This is a genomic window from Streptococcus oralis, assembly GCF_001588645.1.
GTDB classification, from domain to species: Bacteria; Bacillota; Bacilli; order Lactobacillales; family Streptococcaceae; genus Streptococcus; species Streptococcus oralis_AB.
Genome location: NZ_LAYF01000013.1, coordinates 122240 through 139718 on the forward strand (window position 1 = coordinate 122240; position 17479 = coordinate 139718).

The following is a 17479-nucleotide window of genomic DNA, read 5'->3' on the forward strand; positions in this document are numbered from 1 at the left end:
TATGAATATATGGGAAACTTTAGGGATAGAGCCAACAACTGACGTCAAGCTTATTAGAAGACGTTATGCTGAACTGGTCCGGCTCTATCACCCAGAAGACCAACCAGAAATTTACCAAGAAATTGTTGAAGCTTACCAAAAAGCCTTGACTTATGCGAGGTCTAGAAAAACGAGTGACTCTCAAAAAGCTACTGAACTTGAAGAAGAGGCAAATGGAAAGCTTAACTCTAGTCTCAACTTTGAAAACTTGACTGAAGAAACGAAAATTGAGAACGAAGAGTCTGAAACATCTAGTCTTAATTTCAGTGACTATCAACAATCAACTGATAAAACTAGCGATTCCTTTAACTTTGAAACTTTTAAAGCAGAAGAAGATGAGCCAAAGTCTACCCTTGACTTTAGTAGTTATAATGAAGCAGTCTATTTAATTCGAAATGCGATTGAAAGTATTGTTGGGAATGATGACTATAACCTAGAGGAACAAGAACATCTATGGCGTCAGTTCTTTCATCAGTATCAGTATGATATGGATATTGTTCAATCCGTTTTAGAGGAAATGGATGTTTATATTTTCAACAAATCGGAGCAATTTTCTATCGTCATTCCTTTGCTGGAAGACTATGTACCTGACTTTCGATACTGGGGATATTACTATAAACTCAAGTACTGGCAAGTTAAAAGAGATATAGCAGAAGAGGAAGGAAGTTCACTTGAAAGCGCACAAGAAGCCACTGAACAATTCTCTTATTCCTATCAACTTTGCCAAGAAATTCTTCAAGATTCTAACAAAGCAAATCAATTAAGTTCTTGGATAGAGTTTTTCAAGCACCCCTATTTGGCCTTTATGGTCTTAGATCAAGTAAATCAGAATCGTCAAATAATCAAGAGCGTTCCTGTTTTAACCTATATCCTTGAAAAGAACCGACAAGTCATATTTGAAGAGGATTATTCACTCTTGGATGACTTGGCTCATTACTTAGAGCAGCTAAAAGAAGAATCTGGGGAAAATGTTGACTTTAGTCACTACGCTCTAGATAATCCAGATGAAGTTGAGGCAGCCTTTTATGAACTGCTCCATGCTCGCTATCAAGACGAATACAAACTTTTACGTGATTGGCAATATCTTTTTGAAACAGTCAAAGATCACACTCTCCTACTTTATTTGTTAGAAAAAGCGGACGTCTATCCTTTAACCAATGCGAAAGTGTTAGCTCTCGTTCTTCAATTTGTAGAGCGTTACAGTGATGAGGAAGCAAATCCATATTTGAAAAAGCTTCATTTCTGGAAGAGTGTCCAGTCTTATCCTTCAGTGGTAGAGGAGTACGCACTAGATAAAAAAGAAAATTTTGACTACTGGTACAATGAAGGTTATCTCTATATTGATAAGCTCACCAAGAGTGATGAAGATATCAATGATTGGGAGAAGTGGAAAAGCTACTTTAAAGGAAGACCACGCATTCTAACGGTTTTGCTTCAACAGATCTATAAGGAGTACCATCGGTTTACAGACGGGGAGCTCTTGAGATATGTTTTAACTCCTTTTCCGACCTCTAAAATGGCTAGCCAAATGATGACGGAAGAGACAGACCAGAAACTAGAAGAGATGACAGCCTATGCCTATGAACTTTGTCATCCAAAGGTCAAGTTATCTTATTTGAATTGGAAAAAAAGACAGGTCCTTAAAAATAAGTTTCTTCAGTTTTTCTTTAGCCTCTTTACGATAGTGAGTTTAATACTCAGTGTTCTAGAGCAACCTATTGATAATTTATGGGTTCATGCTGGTATGTTTTCTCTCTTTTACGTCTATATGCTAAAATTAAGGCAAACACCGATTGAGGAAGGAGTGACAGCTAGGGGTTCAAAACGAAAATTCTACCATAGTCCCCATCCATGGTTCCTATTCATCTTGTTATTGCTCCTCGTCCTTCCATTCTTACCGTTTGGTCTCATTGGTGCCCTTATGTTCATTACATTTTTCTGTCTTATCGATGGCTTCCAGGTGAGTCAAGGGCTGAAGTGGGATTATTCTTTGGATAAGCTGATTCCTATCGGTATCTTTCTTTCTGCTGGCTTCTTATCCGCTTTGGTAAATCGAAGCCAGATCATTTCCGGAGTTGCAATGATGTACTTCCATATTTTTGCAATCCTTGTGATTTGCTTGTCATTTACACGATTTAGTCCCGGGTTTCCACCATCATTGAAAAAAATTCTCCTTCCAGCAATCTTGGGTATCCTAGTCTTTCAATTATTGCCTTTCGTTCACAGTCGTTTAGAGATCTTTAACCCAAATATCCTAAGAAATGAGACTCTGGCCATAACGGTTATCCTCTTGTTAAATGGAATCGTCTTGTCTTATTTTACAAAGGAACAAGGCTTCATGATTGGTGTGAAGAAGGTCTTTATGATTTATGGATTGCAGATCTTTATTTTCCTAAGAAGACTGTTCCGAATCCTATTTGCACCAAATTCAGTTTTCGGTAATAACTATCATTACAAAGACTTACTACTCATGAACAGCGAATTTACGTTCTACTTCCTCGAGGGGCTTTTTATCCTGATCATGCTTTTCCTTATTCGCAATATACGCAAGGAAAATCTAAAAGTGCTGCTTAGAATGAAAGCGTAGAGAAGAAGACTCTAGTTCAAGTTTCTAGTAAATTTTGTCCATTAAGGGTATAATAGAACTATTAAAATGAAAGAGGTAATGAAAATGGCTTCAAAAATGCTACACACTTGCTTGCGAGTAGAAAACCTTGAAAAATCAATCGCTTTTTATCAAGATGCTTTTGGATTTAAAGAATTGCGTCGCAGAGATTTTCCAGATCATGCTTTCACCATTGTCTATCTAGGACTTGAGGGGGATGACTATGAGTTGGAGTTGACCTATAACTATGACCACGGCCCTTATGTTGTAGGAGACGGCTTTGCCCATATTGCCCTCAGTACACCTGACCTTGAGGCACTCCATCAAGAACATAGCGCTAAAGGCTATGAGGTTACAGAGCCCAAAGGCCTACCAGGTAACCCACCAAACTATTACTTTGTCAAGGATCCGGATGGCTACAAGGTCGAAGTCATTCGTGAAAAATAATCCAGTACAGTCAAGTAGAATGTTCGTTTTCTACTTGACTTTTTTACTTTGAAAGAGTATACTAATACAAATTTAACCTTTAAGGGGAGTCCAGAGAGACTCACAAGGTGTCAGATAAAAGGGATAGGGAACTCTCTGCGGAGACTTTTTAGGTGTGCGCATGAGTTCTATCCTATCTCGACTGAGACCTTGCAATAGCAAGGTCTTTTCTTTATCTGGTCCCCTTAAATTTAAGGAGGAAAAGTCATGAATCCCACATGTAAGAAGCGTTTGGGTGCCATTCGTTTGGAAACCATGAAGGTGGTCGCTCAGGAGGAAATTGCGCCAGCAATCTTTGAATTAGTCCTAGAAGGAGAAATGGTTGAAGCCATGCGAGCAGGCCAATTTCTCCATCTGCGCGTGCCTGATGATGCCCATCTCTTGCGCCGTCCTATTTCAATTTCGTCTATTGACAAGGTCAAGAAGCAGTGTCACCTCATTTATCGGATTGAGGGGGCTGGGACCGCTATTTTTTCAACCTTAAGTCAGGGAGATACTCTTGATGTGATGGGACCTCAGGGAAATGGTTTTGACTTGTCTGACCTAGACGACCAGAGTCAAGTCCTCCTCGTTGGTGGTGGGATTGGTGTTCCGCCCTTGCTCGAAGTAGCCAAGGAATTGCATGCGCGTGGGGTGACAGTAGTGACAGTCCTTGGTTTTGCCAACAAGGATGCTGTTATTCTCGAAACAGAATTGGCCCAATATGGTCAGGTTTTTGTAACGACAGATGATGGTTCATATGGTATCAAGGGAAATGTGTCAGTCGTCATTAATGACTTAGACAGTCAATTTGATGCTGTTTACTCATGTGGAGCGCCTGGAATGATGAAGTACATCAATCAAAAATTTTATAATCACCCAAGAGCCTATCTATCTCTAGAATCTCGTATGGCTTGTGGGATGGGGGCTTGCTATGCCTGTGTCCTAAAAGTGCCAGATAGTGAGACAATTAGTCAACGCGTCTGTGAAGATGGCCCTGTTTTCCGTACAGGAACAGTTGTATTATAAGGAGAAAGTCATGACTACAAATCGCTTACAAGTTTCACTACCGGGCTTGGATTTGAAAAATCCCATCATTCCAGCATCAGGCTGTTTTGGTTTCGGCCAAGAGTATGCCAAATACTATGATTTGGACCTTTTAGGCTCCATTATGATCAAGGCGACGACACTTGAACCCCGTTTTGGGAATCCTACTCCCAGGGTGGCAGAAACGCCTGCAGGTATGCTCAATGCAATCGGTTTGCAAAATCCGGGTTTAGAAGCTGTTTTAGCTGAAAAGTTGCCTTGGCTGGAAAGAGAGTATCCTACGCTTCCTATCATCGCCAATGTTGCAGGCTTTTCAAAACAAGAGTACGCTGCTGTTTCTCGTGGAATTTCCAAGGCAGCCAATGTAAAAGCGATTGAGCTCAATATCTCTTGTCCGAATGTGGATCACGGCAATCATGGACTTTTGATTGGGCAAGATCCGGATCTGGCTTATGAAGTGGTAAAAGCAGCTGTGGAAGCCTCTGATGTACCAGTTTATGTTAAGTTAACCCCTAGTGTAACGGATGTTGTCACTATTGCTAAAGCCGCAGAAGATGCAGGAGCAAGTGGCTTAACCATGATCAATACCCTTGTCGGTATGCGCTTTGACCTCAAAACTAGAAAATCAATCCTAGCCAATGGTACAGGTGGAATGTCAGGTCCAGCAGTTTTTCCAGTAGCCCTCAAACTCATCCGACAAGTAGCTCAAACAACAGACCTGCCTATTATTGGAATGGGGGGAGTGGATTCTGCTGAAGCAGCGCTAGAAATGTATCTGGCTGGTGCCTCTGCCATTGGGGTTGGAACAGCCAACTTTACCAATCCTTACGCCTGTCCTGACATCATCGAAAATCTGCCAAAAGTCATGGACAAATATGGCATTAGCAGTTTGGAAGATCTCCGTAAGGAAGTCAAAGCCAGTCTGAGATAAGCTAGGTCTTCCTTATCGTCAACAAGAAATAGAATCTTCATCAATTTGTAATATTTCCGTCGGTTAACTATGTTACAATAGGGATTAGAAAACGTTATTGGAGCATTTAAATGAAACGATGGAAAGTGGCCCTAGTAAGTGCTGGCTTATTGGGGTGTTTTTTTACTGTAGTGGAGACAGCAAAAGCAGAAGAGGGAACGTGGCAAGGAAAGACCTACCTCAAAGCAGATGGGAAACCAGCAACCAAGCAATGGCTTTTTGACCAAACGCATCAGAAGTGGTTTTATCTTAAAGAAGATGGTCAACGTGCAGAAAACGGTTGGTTGACTGTTGCTGGTAAGGATTACTATTTTGATGCTAATGGAATCTTGGCTACAAATACTTGGGTCAACCAATATTATGTCAATGCTAATGGTGTCAAGGCTAAGGACCAGTGGCTTTTTGACCAAGAAGGACAGAGCTGGCTTTACCTCAAGTCTGATGGTCAGAAAGCCAAAAACGAGTGGATTAGTCAAGGACAGGAAAAATATTACCTTAAAGAAGATGGCAAGATGGCCAAAGATGAATGGATCACTCAAGGTGAAGACCAGTACTATGTCAATTCTCAAGGGAAAATCTTAAAAAATACCTGGCATGGCTCTCACTACCTATCTGATAAAGGGAATAAGGTCAAACAGTCCTGGATCTATGATGCCAACTATAGCAGTTGGTTCTATCTGAAAGCGGATGGCAACTACGCAGAAAACGGTTGGCAAACAGTTGAAGGGAAAGATTATTACTTCAAACGGGGTGGTTATCTGGCTACAAATACCTGGCTTGGAAAATCTTATGTAACTTCAAGTGGCCATAAGGCAAAAACAAGCTGGATTTTCGATAAAAACTACGAATCATGGTTCTATCTCAATGCCGAAGGCGACTATGTAGAAAAAGGCTGGCAAACAATTGATGGAAAAGATTACCATTTCAAATCAGGTGGCTATCTTTCTACAGAAAGTTGGATTGAGCGTTTCTACGTTGCTAAGAGTGGTGCCAAGCTAAAATCAGAGTGGCTCTTTGATAAAAATTACCAGTCTTGGTTCTACCTGAAAGAGGACGGAACCTATGCTGAAAAAGGTTGGAAAACCATTAAAGGCAAGGATTACCATTTCAAATCAGGAGGCTACCTTTCTACAGAAACTTGGATTGATCGCAGTTATGTGACCAGCAGTGGAGCAAAAGCTGGAAAGGGCTGGCTCTTTGATAAGAAATATAACTCTTGGTTCTACATCAAGGCTGATGGAAATTACACCAACAAAGAATGGGTCTGGGATAATGGCTACTATTATCTCAAATCAGGTGGCTACATGGCCTCAAATGAGTGGGTATGGTACAAGAACAATTGGTTCTACCTCAAGTCAAATGGAAAGATGGCTGAGAAAGAATTAATCTACGATTCTTCCGACCAATCATGGTATTACCTTAAATCCGGCGGTTATATGGCAAAAAATGAAACTGTGGATGGTCATACCTTGGATGCTTCTGGTAGATGGCATGTTGCGGATAAAACCAAATATTACAAAGTTAAACCAATCACAGCCTATGTCTATAGTGCATCTGGAGAAATCTTGAGTTACATTAACCAAGGAAGCATTGTTTCACTGGATAGTTCGACTCGAAAAGGTGGCCGACTTGCAGTTTCGATTTCTGGCTTGTCTGGCTATATGAATCAAAGTGATTTGACAGCAGTAGATGAAGGAAGCGAGTTTATCCCTCATTATACTAGTGATGGGAAATTCCTCTACCATGAACTCTCTCCTTATACGAGTATCAAAGTAGCTCCACACACATCTGCTATGGTTATTGGTAAGAAGTACTACTCAACTGATGGAGAGCACTTTGATGGCTTTACCATTAAAAATCCTTTCCTCTATAAAAACTTAAGAGAACCAAGTAATTATAGTGCAGCTGAATTGGATAAACTGTATTCGATGATGAACTTGCAGGATAGTCCTCTAGCAGGTAAAGGAGCGACTTTCAAAGAAGCTGAAGAACGCTACGGTGTCAATGCCCTTTATTTGATGGCCCATAGTGCCCTTGAAAGTGCTTGGGGACGTAGTCAAATTGCCAGAGATAAGAACAACTTCTTTGGTATTGCTGCTTATGATACTAGCCCATATCTCTCAGCCAAGAGCTTTGATAATGTGGACAAAGGAATTCTCGGAGCGGCCAAGTGGATCCGTGAGAATTACATTGACTACGGCAGAGATCACCTTGGAAACAAAGCAACCGGAATGAATGTTCGCTATGCTTCCGATCCTTACTGGGGTGAGAAAATAGCCAGCATCATGATGACCATCAATAGTAGACTTGGTGGGAAAGACTAATCAAAAAAATCAACGGTAACTACTGAAAAGTGGTTATCGTTTTTTTTCTTTAACTATTATGCTTTACAAACTAGTGTGAAAGTGGTATATTATAGATGAAGTTACTAGTATGTATTACAAAATAGATAGAAGGGGGAAGGAATGAAGGAAACTCAACTATTAAAAGGTGTTCTTGAAGGTTGTGTCTTGGATATGATAGGTCAAAAAGAGCGATATGGCTATGAGTTGGTTCAAACTTTGCGAGAGGCTGGATTTGACACCATTGTTCCAGGAACTATTTATCCGCTGTTACAAAAGTTAGAAAAAAACCAATGGATAAGAGGTGACATGCGACCGTCGCCAGATGGTCCAGATCGGAAGTATTTTTCGTTAACTAAAGAAGGTGAAGAGCGTGTCTCAGTCTTTTGGCAACAATGGGATGATTTGAGTCAAAAAGTAGAAGGGATTAAGAATGGGGGTTAAACCATGAAAAAAATGAAGTATTACGAAGAAACAAACACGTTGTTGCATGAGTTTTCTGATGAGAATCAGCAGTATTTTGAGAAGCTGTGGGATAGTTTTAATCTTGCTGGATTTCTCTATGATGAGGATTATCTCAGAGAGCAGATCTATTTGATAATGCTCGATTTCTCAGAAGCAGAACGAGACGGCATGAGTGCAGAGGATTATCTAGGGAAGAATCCTAAAAAAATAATGAAAGAAATACTCAAGGAAGCACCACGCAATTCTATCAAAGAGTTCCTTTTGACGCCAATCCTTGTCCTAGCGGTATTACGTTACTATCAACTATTAGGTGATTTTTCTAAAGGCCCTCTCTTAACAGTCAATTTGCTTACCTTTTTAGGGCAACTTCTTCTTTTTCTAGTCGGATTTGGGATTGTGGCTACAATCCTACGATGGAGTTTAGTCCAAGATTCTCCTAAAATGAAAATTGGCACTTATATTGTCGTTGGAAGTATTGTTCTGCTAGTCATTTTAGGATATATAGGAATGTCAAGTTTCATACAAGAAGGAGTCTTTTATCTACCTGCTCCCTGGGATAGTTTGTTTGTCTTTACGATTTCGCTGGTCATCAGTATTTGGAATTGGAAAGAAGTGATTTTTCGTCCCTTTGTCAGTATGATTGTTGCCCATCTTGTTGTAGGTTCTCTGCTCCGTTACTATGAATGGATGGGAATTTCAAATGTTTTCCTTACAAAAGTAATTCCTTTAGCTGTCCTCTTTATTGGAATCTTTGTCTTGTTCCGTGGGTTTAAGAAGATAAAATGGAGTGAAATATAGTCAAAAAGCCGTTGGAAAACGGTTTTTTGTTATAATTAAACTAAGAATGTAGCATTAAAGGAGAACAACATGACTTTTGAAGAAATTTTGCCTGGATTAAAGGCTAAGAAAAAATATGTACGAACTGGTTGGGGAGGGGCTGAAAACTATGTGCAGCTTTTTGACACCATCGAGCAAAACGGGGTTGCACTCGAAGTGACGCCTTATTTCCTCATCAACGTTTCTGGAGAAGGGGAAGGATTTTCCATGTGGAGTCCGACACCTTGCGATGTTTTGGCGACGGACTGGGTAGAAGTGCATGACTAGACGAGTATTGATTACGGGAGTGAGTTCAGGGATCGGTCTAGCTCAAGCTCGCCTCTTTTTAGAGAAGGGTTATCAAGTTTATGGTGTAGATCAGGGAGAAAATCCAGTTTTAGATGGTGATTTCCACTTTTTACAGAGAGATTTGACCTTGGACTTGGAGCCAATTTTTGACTGGTGTTCTCAGGTGGATGTTTTGTGCAATACTGCCGGAGTTTTGGATGATTACAAACCACTTTTGGAACAATCAGCCCAGGAAATTCAAGAGATTTTTGAAATTAACTATGTGACTCCAGTTGAGATGACACGACATTACTTGACGCAAATGCTGGAGAATAAAAAAGGAATCATTATCAATATGTGCTCCATCGCTTCGAGCCTAGCAGGTGGTGGTGGTCATGCCTATACTTCCTCTAAGCACGCCTTGGCTGGCTTTACCAAGCAGTTGGTTCTAGACTATGCGGAAGCTGGAATTCAGGTCTTTGGGATCGCTCCAGGTGCGGTCAAGACAGCTATGACAGCTGCGGACTTTGAACCCGGAGGCTTAGCAGACTGGGTAGCTAGTGAAACGCCAATCAAACGCTGGATTGAGCCAGAGGAAGTAGCAGCTCTTAGCCTTTTCTTAGCAAGTGGAAAAGCAAGCGCCATGCAAGGACAAATATTGACAATAGATGGTGGCTGGTCTTTGAAGTAGGAGGAGTTGAATGGAAATCATCAAAGAAAACTTAAAACGATGCGATGCTTTTTATCAGAGTGATTTTTATCAATTTTTGAAGAAGAACAATCCAAACTATATCCCCTATTTATTTGATCATGTATGTGAAGATCCAGATGCGAGTGACAGAACTTTATACCATGAATTAAGTAATAAATTTGAATTCCCTGCTAGAAAAGATCATTTGATTGATGAGATTGAAAGACAAAAGATTCGACTTGCAGCTGATATTATTTGTGGTAGAAAACAAATTGTTAAGTTTCACGAAAATGATTATGAAAAGTGGAGAAAAGATTATGAGCTTGTTCGTTCTAATGTAAACCTTCATTTTTTATGGCCCAAACACAAAGCACCAACCATTAATACTTATCGCTACACTAAATATTTAGATAGAATTGATTGCTTACTATTTGATTTGAAATCTTATTTTAGTGGACAAGAGACTCCCATGATGCCTGCCTATCAACGTGAAGAGACAGCGATTTGGTTAAAGCAATTTAATAGAGTTTTTAAATACTTTATTGATAAAATGAAGTTGCATTCATTCGTAAATGAAAATTATGATGTTTTAGATATCAGTACAGGACAATCTGAGATTATACGAAGAATTACTTCTAGAAAAGAAATTTCAGCTACATTAAATCTCTACATGGAAAATATGTTAAAGTTAAATCGTCAAGGTATATTTAAATAAAAGGAGCAACCCATGACACCGCAAGAAATGTGGAATGCGTATAAGCAAATTAACCCCTCTATCGGAGATGAGATAGATGCCTGGGCTTTTGGAGTGGAAGCCGATACCTTGGCAGGTTTGGTTTTAAAAGGCGAAAAGACAGCAACCGCCTCAGCTTACGACCTTTACGCACTAGAGGATGAACCCCTTCCACAAGAAGGGACCTTTGATGTCATTTTAGATAGCCAAGATCGAGCTGTCTGCATTGTCGAAATTACTAAGGTTTCCGTTCAGCCTTTCAATCAAGTTTCTGCTGACCACGCCTTTAAGGAAGGGGAAGGTGACAAATCCCTAGCCTATTGGCGTCAGGTTCATGAGGACTGTTTCGCCGAGTGGCTGAGAGAGGCAGGACTAACTTTTACGCCTGACAGCAAGGTTGTTTTAGAAGAATTTCGTAAAGTCTACCCACTGTAGACCGCTAGGAGGAAGAAAGTTTTGGAAATCACCGTCCAATCCTTTTTTCTTAAGCAAAACATGATATAATAAGTTTGTTTGAATAAGAGTAAAACTCTTAAACTTAGAATAGGAGAAAACTATGCAAGCAGTTGAACATTTTATTACGCAATTTGTTCCTGAACATTATGATTTATTTTTGGACTTGAGTCGTGAGACCAAGACCTTTTCTGGGAAGGTGACCATCACTGGTCAAGCAAAGAGTGACCGTATTTCCCTTCACCAAAAAGATTTGGAAATCGCTTCTGTAGAAGTTGCGGGTCAAGCTCGTCCATTTACAGTTGATCATGAAAATGAAGCCCTGCATATCGAATTAGCTGAGGCTGGTCAAGTTGAAGTGGTCATCGCCTTTTCAGGAAAAATCACAGACAACATGACAGGGATTTACCCTTCTTACTACACAGTGGATGGTGTCAAGAAGGAAGTCTTGTCTACGCAGTTTGAAAGCCATTTTGCGCGTGAAGCCTTCCCATGTGTGGATGAGCCAGAAGCCAAAGCAACCTTTGATCTCGCTCTTCGCTTTGACCAAGCAGCAGGTGAGTTGGCCTTGTCAAACATGCCTGAGATTGATGTGGATAACCGCAAGGAAACAGGTATTTGGAAGTTTGCGACAACACCTCGCATGTCTTCCTACTTGTTGGCTTTTGTTGCTGGTGACTTGCAAGGTGTTACCGCTAAAACTAAAAATGGTACCCTCGTAGGAGTATACTCAACCAAAGCACATCCACTTTCTAACCTTGATTTCTCATTGGACATCGCCGTTCGTTCGATTGAGTTTTACGAAGATTACTACGGAGTTAAATACCCAATCCCTCAATCTCTTCATATCGCTCTTCCTGACTTCTCAGCAGGTGCCATGGAAAACTGGGGTCTCGTGACTTATCGTGAAGTTTACTTGGTTGTGGATGAGAACTCAACCTTTGCTAGTCGACAACAAGTTGCCCTAGTTGTAGCACATGAGTTGGCCCATCAATGGTTTGGTAACCTCGTTACTATGAAATGGTGGGATGACCTCTGGCTCAATGAAAGCTTCGCTAACATGATGGAATACGTCTGTGTGGATGCCATCGAGCCAACTTGGAATATCTTTGAAGACTTCCAAACAGGTGGTGTGCCGGGAGCACTTAAACGTGATGCGACGGATGGCGTTCAGTCTGTTCACGTCGAAGTTAAACACCCAGACGAAATCAATACCCTCTTTGACGGAGCTATCGTCTATGCCAAAGGAAGCCGTCTTATGCACATGCTTCGTCGTTGGCTAGGTGATGCTGATTTTGCTAAAGGTTTGCATGCTTACTTTGAAAAGCACCAATATGGAAATACCATTGGTCGTGATCTTTGGAATGCCCTTGGACAAGCGTCAGGACGTGATGTTGCGGCCTTCATGGATTCTTGGTTGGAGCAACCTGGTTACCCAGTTCTCACTGTCAAAGTTGAAAATGATGTCTTGAAGATTTCACAAAAACAATTCTTTATTGGCGAACATGAAGACAAGAACCGTCTCTGGGTGGTGCCACTGAACAGCAACTGGAAAGGCTTGCCAGATACACTTGAAACTGAAAGTATCGAAATCCCTGGCTACGCCGCTCTTCTTGCTGAAAATGAAGGAGCTCTTCGTCTCAACACTGAAAATACTGCCCACTATATTACCGACTATCAAGGAGACTTGTTAGAAGCTGTTCTTGCTGAGCTAGAGACACTTGATAACACAAGCAAACTGCAAATTGTTCAAGAACGTCGTTTGTTGGCTGAGGCAGGTCATATTTCTTATGCTGATTTGCTCCCAGTCCTTGATAAACTAGCTAAGGAAGAGTCTTACTTGGTAGTTTCAGCTGTATCTCAAGTGATTGCTGCCCTTGAGCGCTTTATCGATGAAGGAACAGCAACTGAGAAAGCCTTTAATACACTCGTTGCTAAATTGGCTCGTCACAACTATGACCGTCTTGGTTTTGAAGCCAAAGATGGAGAATCAGATGAGGATGAATTGGTTCGTCAGTTGGCTGTTTCTATGATGATTCGCTCTAATGATGCAGAAGCTAGTCAAGTCGCTAGCCAAATCTTCGCAGCTCACAAGGAGAACCTTGCAGGACTTCCAGCAGCAATTCGTGCTCAAGTTCTCATCAATGAAATGAAACACCATGAGACCAAAGACTTGGTCGCAACTTATCTGGACCTATACACTCATGCGACAGATGCAGTCTTTAAACGCCAGTTGGCAGGAGCTCTTGCATATAGTATAGATGCTGACAATATCCAAACCCTGATTGGCTCATGGAAAGATAAATTTGTAGTGAAACCACAAGACCTTTCTTCATGGTACCTCCAATTCCTCGGACACCAAGCTACCCAAGAAACTGTTTGGGTTTGGGCGCGTGAAAATTGGGACTGGATCAAGGCAGCCCTTGGTGGAGATATGAGCTTTGATAGCTTTGTCATCTTCCCATCACACATCTTTAAAACTGAGCAACGCTTGGTAGAGTACAAGGAATTCTTTGAGCCACAACTCTCTGACCTTGCTCTTAGCCGTAACATTCGTATGGGTATCAAAGATATCGCAGCGCGTGTTGACTTGATTAAGCGTGAGAAAGCAGCAGTAGAAGCTGTTGTAGCCCAATATGCTAAAGCTTAATTCATTCGAAATGTAAATAAAAAACTCAACTTTCTCTCTAAAAACAAGAGAGAGTTGAGTTTTTTTTAAGGCAATTTTGGTATAATAATCATAACAAGGAGGAGTTTCTGATGATAAAAATCTTATTAGTAGAAGATGACCTGGGTCTGTCAAACTCAGTATTTGACTTTTTAGATGATTTTGCAGATGTCATGCAGGTTTTTGATGGAGAAGAAGGTCTCTACGAAGCAGAAAGTGGCGTTTATGACTTGATTTTGCTTGACCTGATGTTGCCTGAAAAAAATGGCTTCCAAGTCTTGAAAGAGTTGCGCGAAAAAGGAATTACGACACCAGTCCTTATCATGACTGCCAAAGAGAGTTTGGATGACAAGGGACACGGTTTTGAGCTTGGAGCGGATGACTACCTCACCAAACCTTTCTACCTTGAAGAACTCAAAATGCGGATCCAAGCCCTTCTCAAACGTTCAGGTAAATTTAACGAAAACACCTTAACCTATGGGGATATTGTCGTCAACCTTTCAACGAATGAAGTGAAAGTGGAAGATACTCCTGTAGAACTACTCGGAAAAGAGTTTGAGTTATTGGTTTATTTCCTTCAAAATCAAAATGTTATTCTTCCCAAGACGCAAATTTTTGACCGTCTATGGGGATTTGATAGCGATACGACGATTTCCGTTGTAGAAGTCTATGTCTCAAAAGTTCGTAAGAAATTGAAGGGAACAGCCTTTGCTGAAAATCTTCAAACCTTGCGTAGTGTCGGGTATATTTTAAAAGATGTTCAATAAACTAAAAAAAACATGGTATGCGGATGATTTCAGCTATTTCATTCGAAACTTTGGAGTGTTCACCCTGATCTTCTCTGCTATGACCTTGATTATCCTCCAGGTCATGCACTCGAGTCTCTACACTTCTGTAGATGAAAAACTCCAAGCCCTTAGTAGCAGTCCCCAAGCGGTTATCCAGTTGGCCCTGAATCGGGCAACTGAAGAGGTCAAGGATATTCAACCAGCAACAGCGGATGCCAACAAGGCTGAAATCAAACCCAATGTCAGCTCCAATACGGAAGTCTTGCTCTTTGACAAGGATTTTAACCAACTCTTACTGGGCAATCGTTTTTTAGGTTTGGATAAGATCAAGCTGGACAAAAAAGAGTTGAATCACATTCGGCAAATCCAAGTTGTCAATAGTTACGGTCAGGAAGAAACCTATCGGATGATTTTGATGGAAACCAACTCTTCCTCCGTATCAAGTAACGTCAAGTATGCGGCGGTTTTAATCAATACTAGCCAGCTCGAGCAAATCAGCCAAAACCACGAGCATTTAATTGTTGTAGTCATGGCTAGTTTCTGGCTCCTGTCTTTAATTGCCAGTGTTTATTTGGCACGTGTCAGTGTCAAACCCTTGCTGGAAAGTATGCAAAAGCAGAAGTCCTTTGTTGAAAATGCTAGTCACGAACTGAGAACGCCTTTGGCCGTTTTACAAAATCGGTTAGAGAATCTCTTTCGAAAACCAGAGGCAACGATTATGGAATCCAGCGAAAGTATCGCTTCCAGTCTTGAAGAAGTTCGCAACATGCGTTTCCTCACGACCAATCTTCTCAACCTTGCACGTCGCGATGATGGAATCAAACCAGAAATAGCAGAAGTATCACCACAGTTCTTTAAGACAACCTTTGCTAACTATGAGTTGATTGCTTCTGAAAATGATCGTATTTTTGAGTATGAAAATCGGATTTATCGTCCTTTCATGACCGATCAGTTGCTCCTAAAACAACTCATGACCATCTTATTTGACAATGCCATCAAGTATACTGAAGAAGATGGGAAAATTGAGTTTGTAGTCCATGCTACAGATCGTCACCTTTATCTAACAGTAACGGATAATGGAATTGGAATCTCAGCTACTGATAAGAAGAAAATCTTTGACCGCTTTTATCGTGTAGACAAGGCGAGAACCCGTCAGAAAGGTGGCTTTGGTCTTGGACTATCTTTGGCCAAGCAGATTGTTGATGCTTTGCGAGGAACGATTAGCGTGAAAGATAACAAACCTAGAGGAACGATTTTTGAAGTTAAAATCGCTATTCAATCTCCTTCAAAACGTAAGAATAAATAAAAAAGACAGTTAGATAACTGTCTTTTTTGATAACTAGAAAAGAGGTTGGTAGAAGTACCAACCTTTATTTTGAAAATTTTCGTTTCATCATCTTTCGTTGAAGTTGTAAAAGAGCGAAGCTTGTTGCCATAGCAGCGATAAAGGACAAAGCTGTATTTAATTTTAAGGCTAAAAAGATAAAACTAAAAAGTGCCATAAAAATACAGAAACAAGCGATATTTACAAAAAATAAAATCTCTTTTAGGTTAGGGCCGACTGGGGCTTCAGGTGTGTAATCTTGGTAAAGCGGAGTTTGTTTCGATTCGGGAGCTTGTTCAAACTCATAAGCTTCTAGTTTTCTTGCGGACATGATTCTCTCCTTAACAGTACATAACTATTTTATCATTTTTTATGCAGAGAATTATTACAGGATTGTTACAAAAACACTAAAGTCTCTTATCATCCTCTAAGTCGCTCTTCTTGACACCCACTAGAGAAAATGATAGCATGGATGTTACACTTAAAAACAGATGACCTAACTTTCTATATTATAAATATACTGAGAAAGGTAAGGATAACTTATATAAATTGATAGCAAGCTGAGGCTTTTTCCTAAGATGATTTGTTAAGTTGCTACCTGAATACTTTTGAAGAGTATTGATAGGAGTTGTTTTGAATGGATGATAAGACAGAGATTCTGTCTATTGGACTGGGTGGCATTCTTGCTACCTCTGGGAAATGTTAAAGGAGATAAGCATGTATCTTGCTATCAAAGAGATATTACGAAACAAACTTCGATATAGTTTGATCTTAACGACCATTCTTCTTATCGCTTTTATGGTCTTTTTTATGACCAGTCTAGCTCTCGGTCTTGTGCGAAACAACCGGGCCGCTATTGATAATTGGCAAGCAACGGGTGTCGTTTTATCCGACTACGCAAATGATAATTTGACAGCATCCTTTATTCCTGAAAAGGACTACAAGGATAAGAGTTCTGAAGAGGCTGCTCCCCTGGGCTATATGTTCGCTGTAACCAATCTAGTCGATGGTAGTGAAAAGGTCAATGTTTCCATTTTTGCTCAAGACTGGGACGCTTTTATCTCTCCTAGTTTGACGGAAGGTCGTTATCCTGAAGGAGATGATGAGGTTGTCGTGGACCAGTCTTTTGAGAACTATGGGATGAAGCTAGGCGATGCCATTCAGCTCAATGGAAGCGATTCAAGTTACAAGATTGTAGGCCTGACTCAAGGAAATAAATTTTTCACCGAGCCTGTTGTCTTTACGAGCCTGACAACTTATTGGACCTTACAAGGAACCTTGAAAGCCAATCGTTCCATCTCTGCCTTGGTATTGAAAAATGACATAGAAGTGACTGGCGACGGACTGAAACAGATTTCCATTCCAAAAATGATTTCGAAAATTCCTGGTTACACACCTCAGGTTAATGTATTTTCAGGAATGATTCTCGCTATGATTGTTATCACAGGCTTGATTGTGGGGATTTTTGTTTATATCATTACCATCCAAAAACTAGGACTTTATGGAATAATGCGAGCTCAAGGGATACAGATCAAAACCATTGTATGGTCTCTGTTCTGTCAAATCTTCCTCCTAGCTGGTATGGGGATTGCTTTAGCCTTGCTGGCAATCGGAGGAGTGATTTTAGTCTTACCAGCTACCTTCTTTTTCTATCCAAGTTGGATAGCCTATTCTGTCCTAAGTTTGGTAATTTCCTTGATGGCCCTTCTAGGTGGTGTCATTTCACTTCCACGCTTGCTAAAGGTGGACCCGATTACTGCGATTGCAGAGTGATAAGGAGAATAG

At 40.6% G+C, this 17479-nt stretch carries 16 protein-coding genes; 15 read left to right on the forward strand and 1 reads right to left on the reverse strand.

Features of this window, described 5'->3' with window-relative positions; all coding sequences use genetic code 11:
• Position 1 precedes the first annotated feature (1 nt).
• From A0739_RS08060 to A0739_RS08125, 14 genes are all read left to right on the forward strand, one after another.
• Positions 2-2626 (forward strand): J domain-containing protein, encoded by a 2625-nt coding sequence (locus tag A0739_RS08060; protein WP_061587627.1) that lies wholly within the window; start codon positions 2-4, stop codon positions 2624-2626.
• Between the two features lie 84 nt (positions 2627-2710).
• On the forward strand, positions 2711-3091 hold the full coding sequence (gene gloA / locus A0739_RS08065) for a lactoylglutathione lyase (RefSeq protein WP_061427150.1): 381 nt from the start codon (positions 2711-2713) through the stop codon (positions 3089-3091).
• Between the two features lie 246 nt (positions 3092-3337).
• A complete protein-coding gene (locus tag A0739_RS08070) occupies positions 3338-4138 on the forward strand; it encodes a dihydroorotate dehydrogenase electron transfer subunit (RefSeq protein ID WP_061587628.1) in 801 nt (266 codons plus the stop codon).
• A 10-nt stretch (positions 4139-4148) separates the two neighbouring features.
• On the forward strand, positions 4149-5087 hold the full coding sequence (locus tag A0739_RS08075) for a dihydroorotate dehydrogenase (RefSeq protein WP_061587629.1): 939 nt from the start codon (positions 4149-4151) through the stop codon (positions 5085-5087).
• Positions 5088-5197: 110 nt separating this feature from the next.
• Entirely contained in the window at positions 5198-7450 is a 2253-nt protein-coding gene (locus A0739_RS08080) for a glucosaminidase domain-containing protein (protein WP_082243841.1), read from the forward strand.
• Positions 7451-7591: 141 nt separating this feature from the next.
• On the forward strand, positions 7592-7912 hold the full coding sequence (locus A0739_RS08085) for a PadR family transcriptional regulator (RefSeq protein WP_000665422.1): 321 nt from the start codon (positions 7592-7594) through the stop codon (positions 7910-7912).
• Between the two features lie 3 nt (positions 7913-7915).
• Positions 7916-8731: a hypothetical protein gene (locus A0739_RS08090; protein ID WP_061587630.1), complete on the forward strand. Its 816-nt coding sequence runs from the start codon at positions 7916-7918 to the stop codon at positions 8729-8731.
• Between the two features lie 69 nt (positions 8732-8800).
• On the forward strand, positions 8801-9037 hold the full coding sequence (locus A0739_RS08095; RefSeq protein WP_000141913.1) for a DUF2829 domain-containing protein: 237 nt from the start codon (positions 8801-8803) through the stop codon (positions 9035-9037).
• Positions 9030-9728: a 3-oxoacyl-ACP reductase gene (locus A0739_RS08100; RefSeq protein WP_061587631.1), complete on the forward strand. Its 699-nt coding sequence runs from the start codon at positions 9030-9032 to the stop codon at positions 9726-9728. Before A0739_RS08095 ends, A0739_RS08100 begins: the two co-directional genes overlap by 8 nt.
• A 10-nt stretch (positions 9729-9738) precedes the next feature.
• Positions 9739-10443, forward strand: a complete 705-nt coding sequence (locus tag A0739_RS08105; protein ID WP_061587632.1) for a DUF6994 family protein — start codon at positions 9739-9741, stop codon at positions 10441-10443.
• A gap of 12 nt (positions 10444-10455) precedes the next feature.
• Complete coding sequence (locus tag A0739_RS08110) at positions 10456-10896, forward strand: ASCH domain-containing protein (RefSeq protein ID WP_061587633.1); 441 nt, start codon at positions 10456-10458, stop codon at positions 10894-10896.
• Between the two features lie 121 nt (positions 10897-11017).
• Positions 11018-13564 carry a M1 family metallopeptidase gene (locus A0739_RS08115; RefSeq protein ID WP_061587634.1) on the forward strand — a complete coding sequence of 849 codons (2547 nt, stop codon included), beginning with the start codon at positions 11018-11020 and terminating at the stop codon, positions 13562-13564.
• Positions 13565-13674: 110 nt separating this feature from the next.
• Positions 13675-14349, forward strand: coding sequence for a two-component system response regulator CiaR (ciaR, locus tag A0739_RS08120; RefSeq protein WP_000590630.1), 675 nt, complete (start codon positions 13675-13677; stop codon positions 14347-14349).
• Positions 14339-15676, forward strand: coding sequence for a sensor histidine kinase (locus A0739_RS08125; RefSeq protein WP_000482347.1), 1338 nt, complete (start codon positions 14339-14341; stop codon positions 15674-15676). Before ciaR ends, A0739_RS08125 begins: the two co-directional genes overlap by 11 nt.
• A gap of 64 nt (positions 15677-15740) precedes the next feature.
• Here the strand turns inward: A0739_RS08125 and A0739_RS08130 are convergent, their stop codons facing one another.
• Entirely contained in the window at positions 15741-16025 is a 285-nt protein-coding gene (locus tag A0739_RS08130; protein WP_001276162.1) for a DUF3270 domain-containing protein, read from the reverse strand.
• 386 nt (positions 16026-16411) lie between these two features.
• On the opposite strand from A0739_RS08130, the gene A0739_RS08135 reads away from it, so the two are divergent.
• The gene (locus A0739_RS08135; RefSeq protein WP_000280283.1) at positions 16412-17467 is read left to right on the forward strand and encodes an ABC transporter permease; all 1056 of its coding nucleotides are present in this window, start codon (positions 16412-16414) and stop codon (positions 17465-17467) included.
• Positions 17468-17479 lie beyond the last annotated feature (12 nt).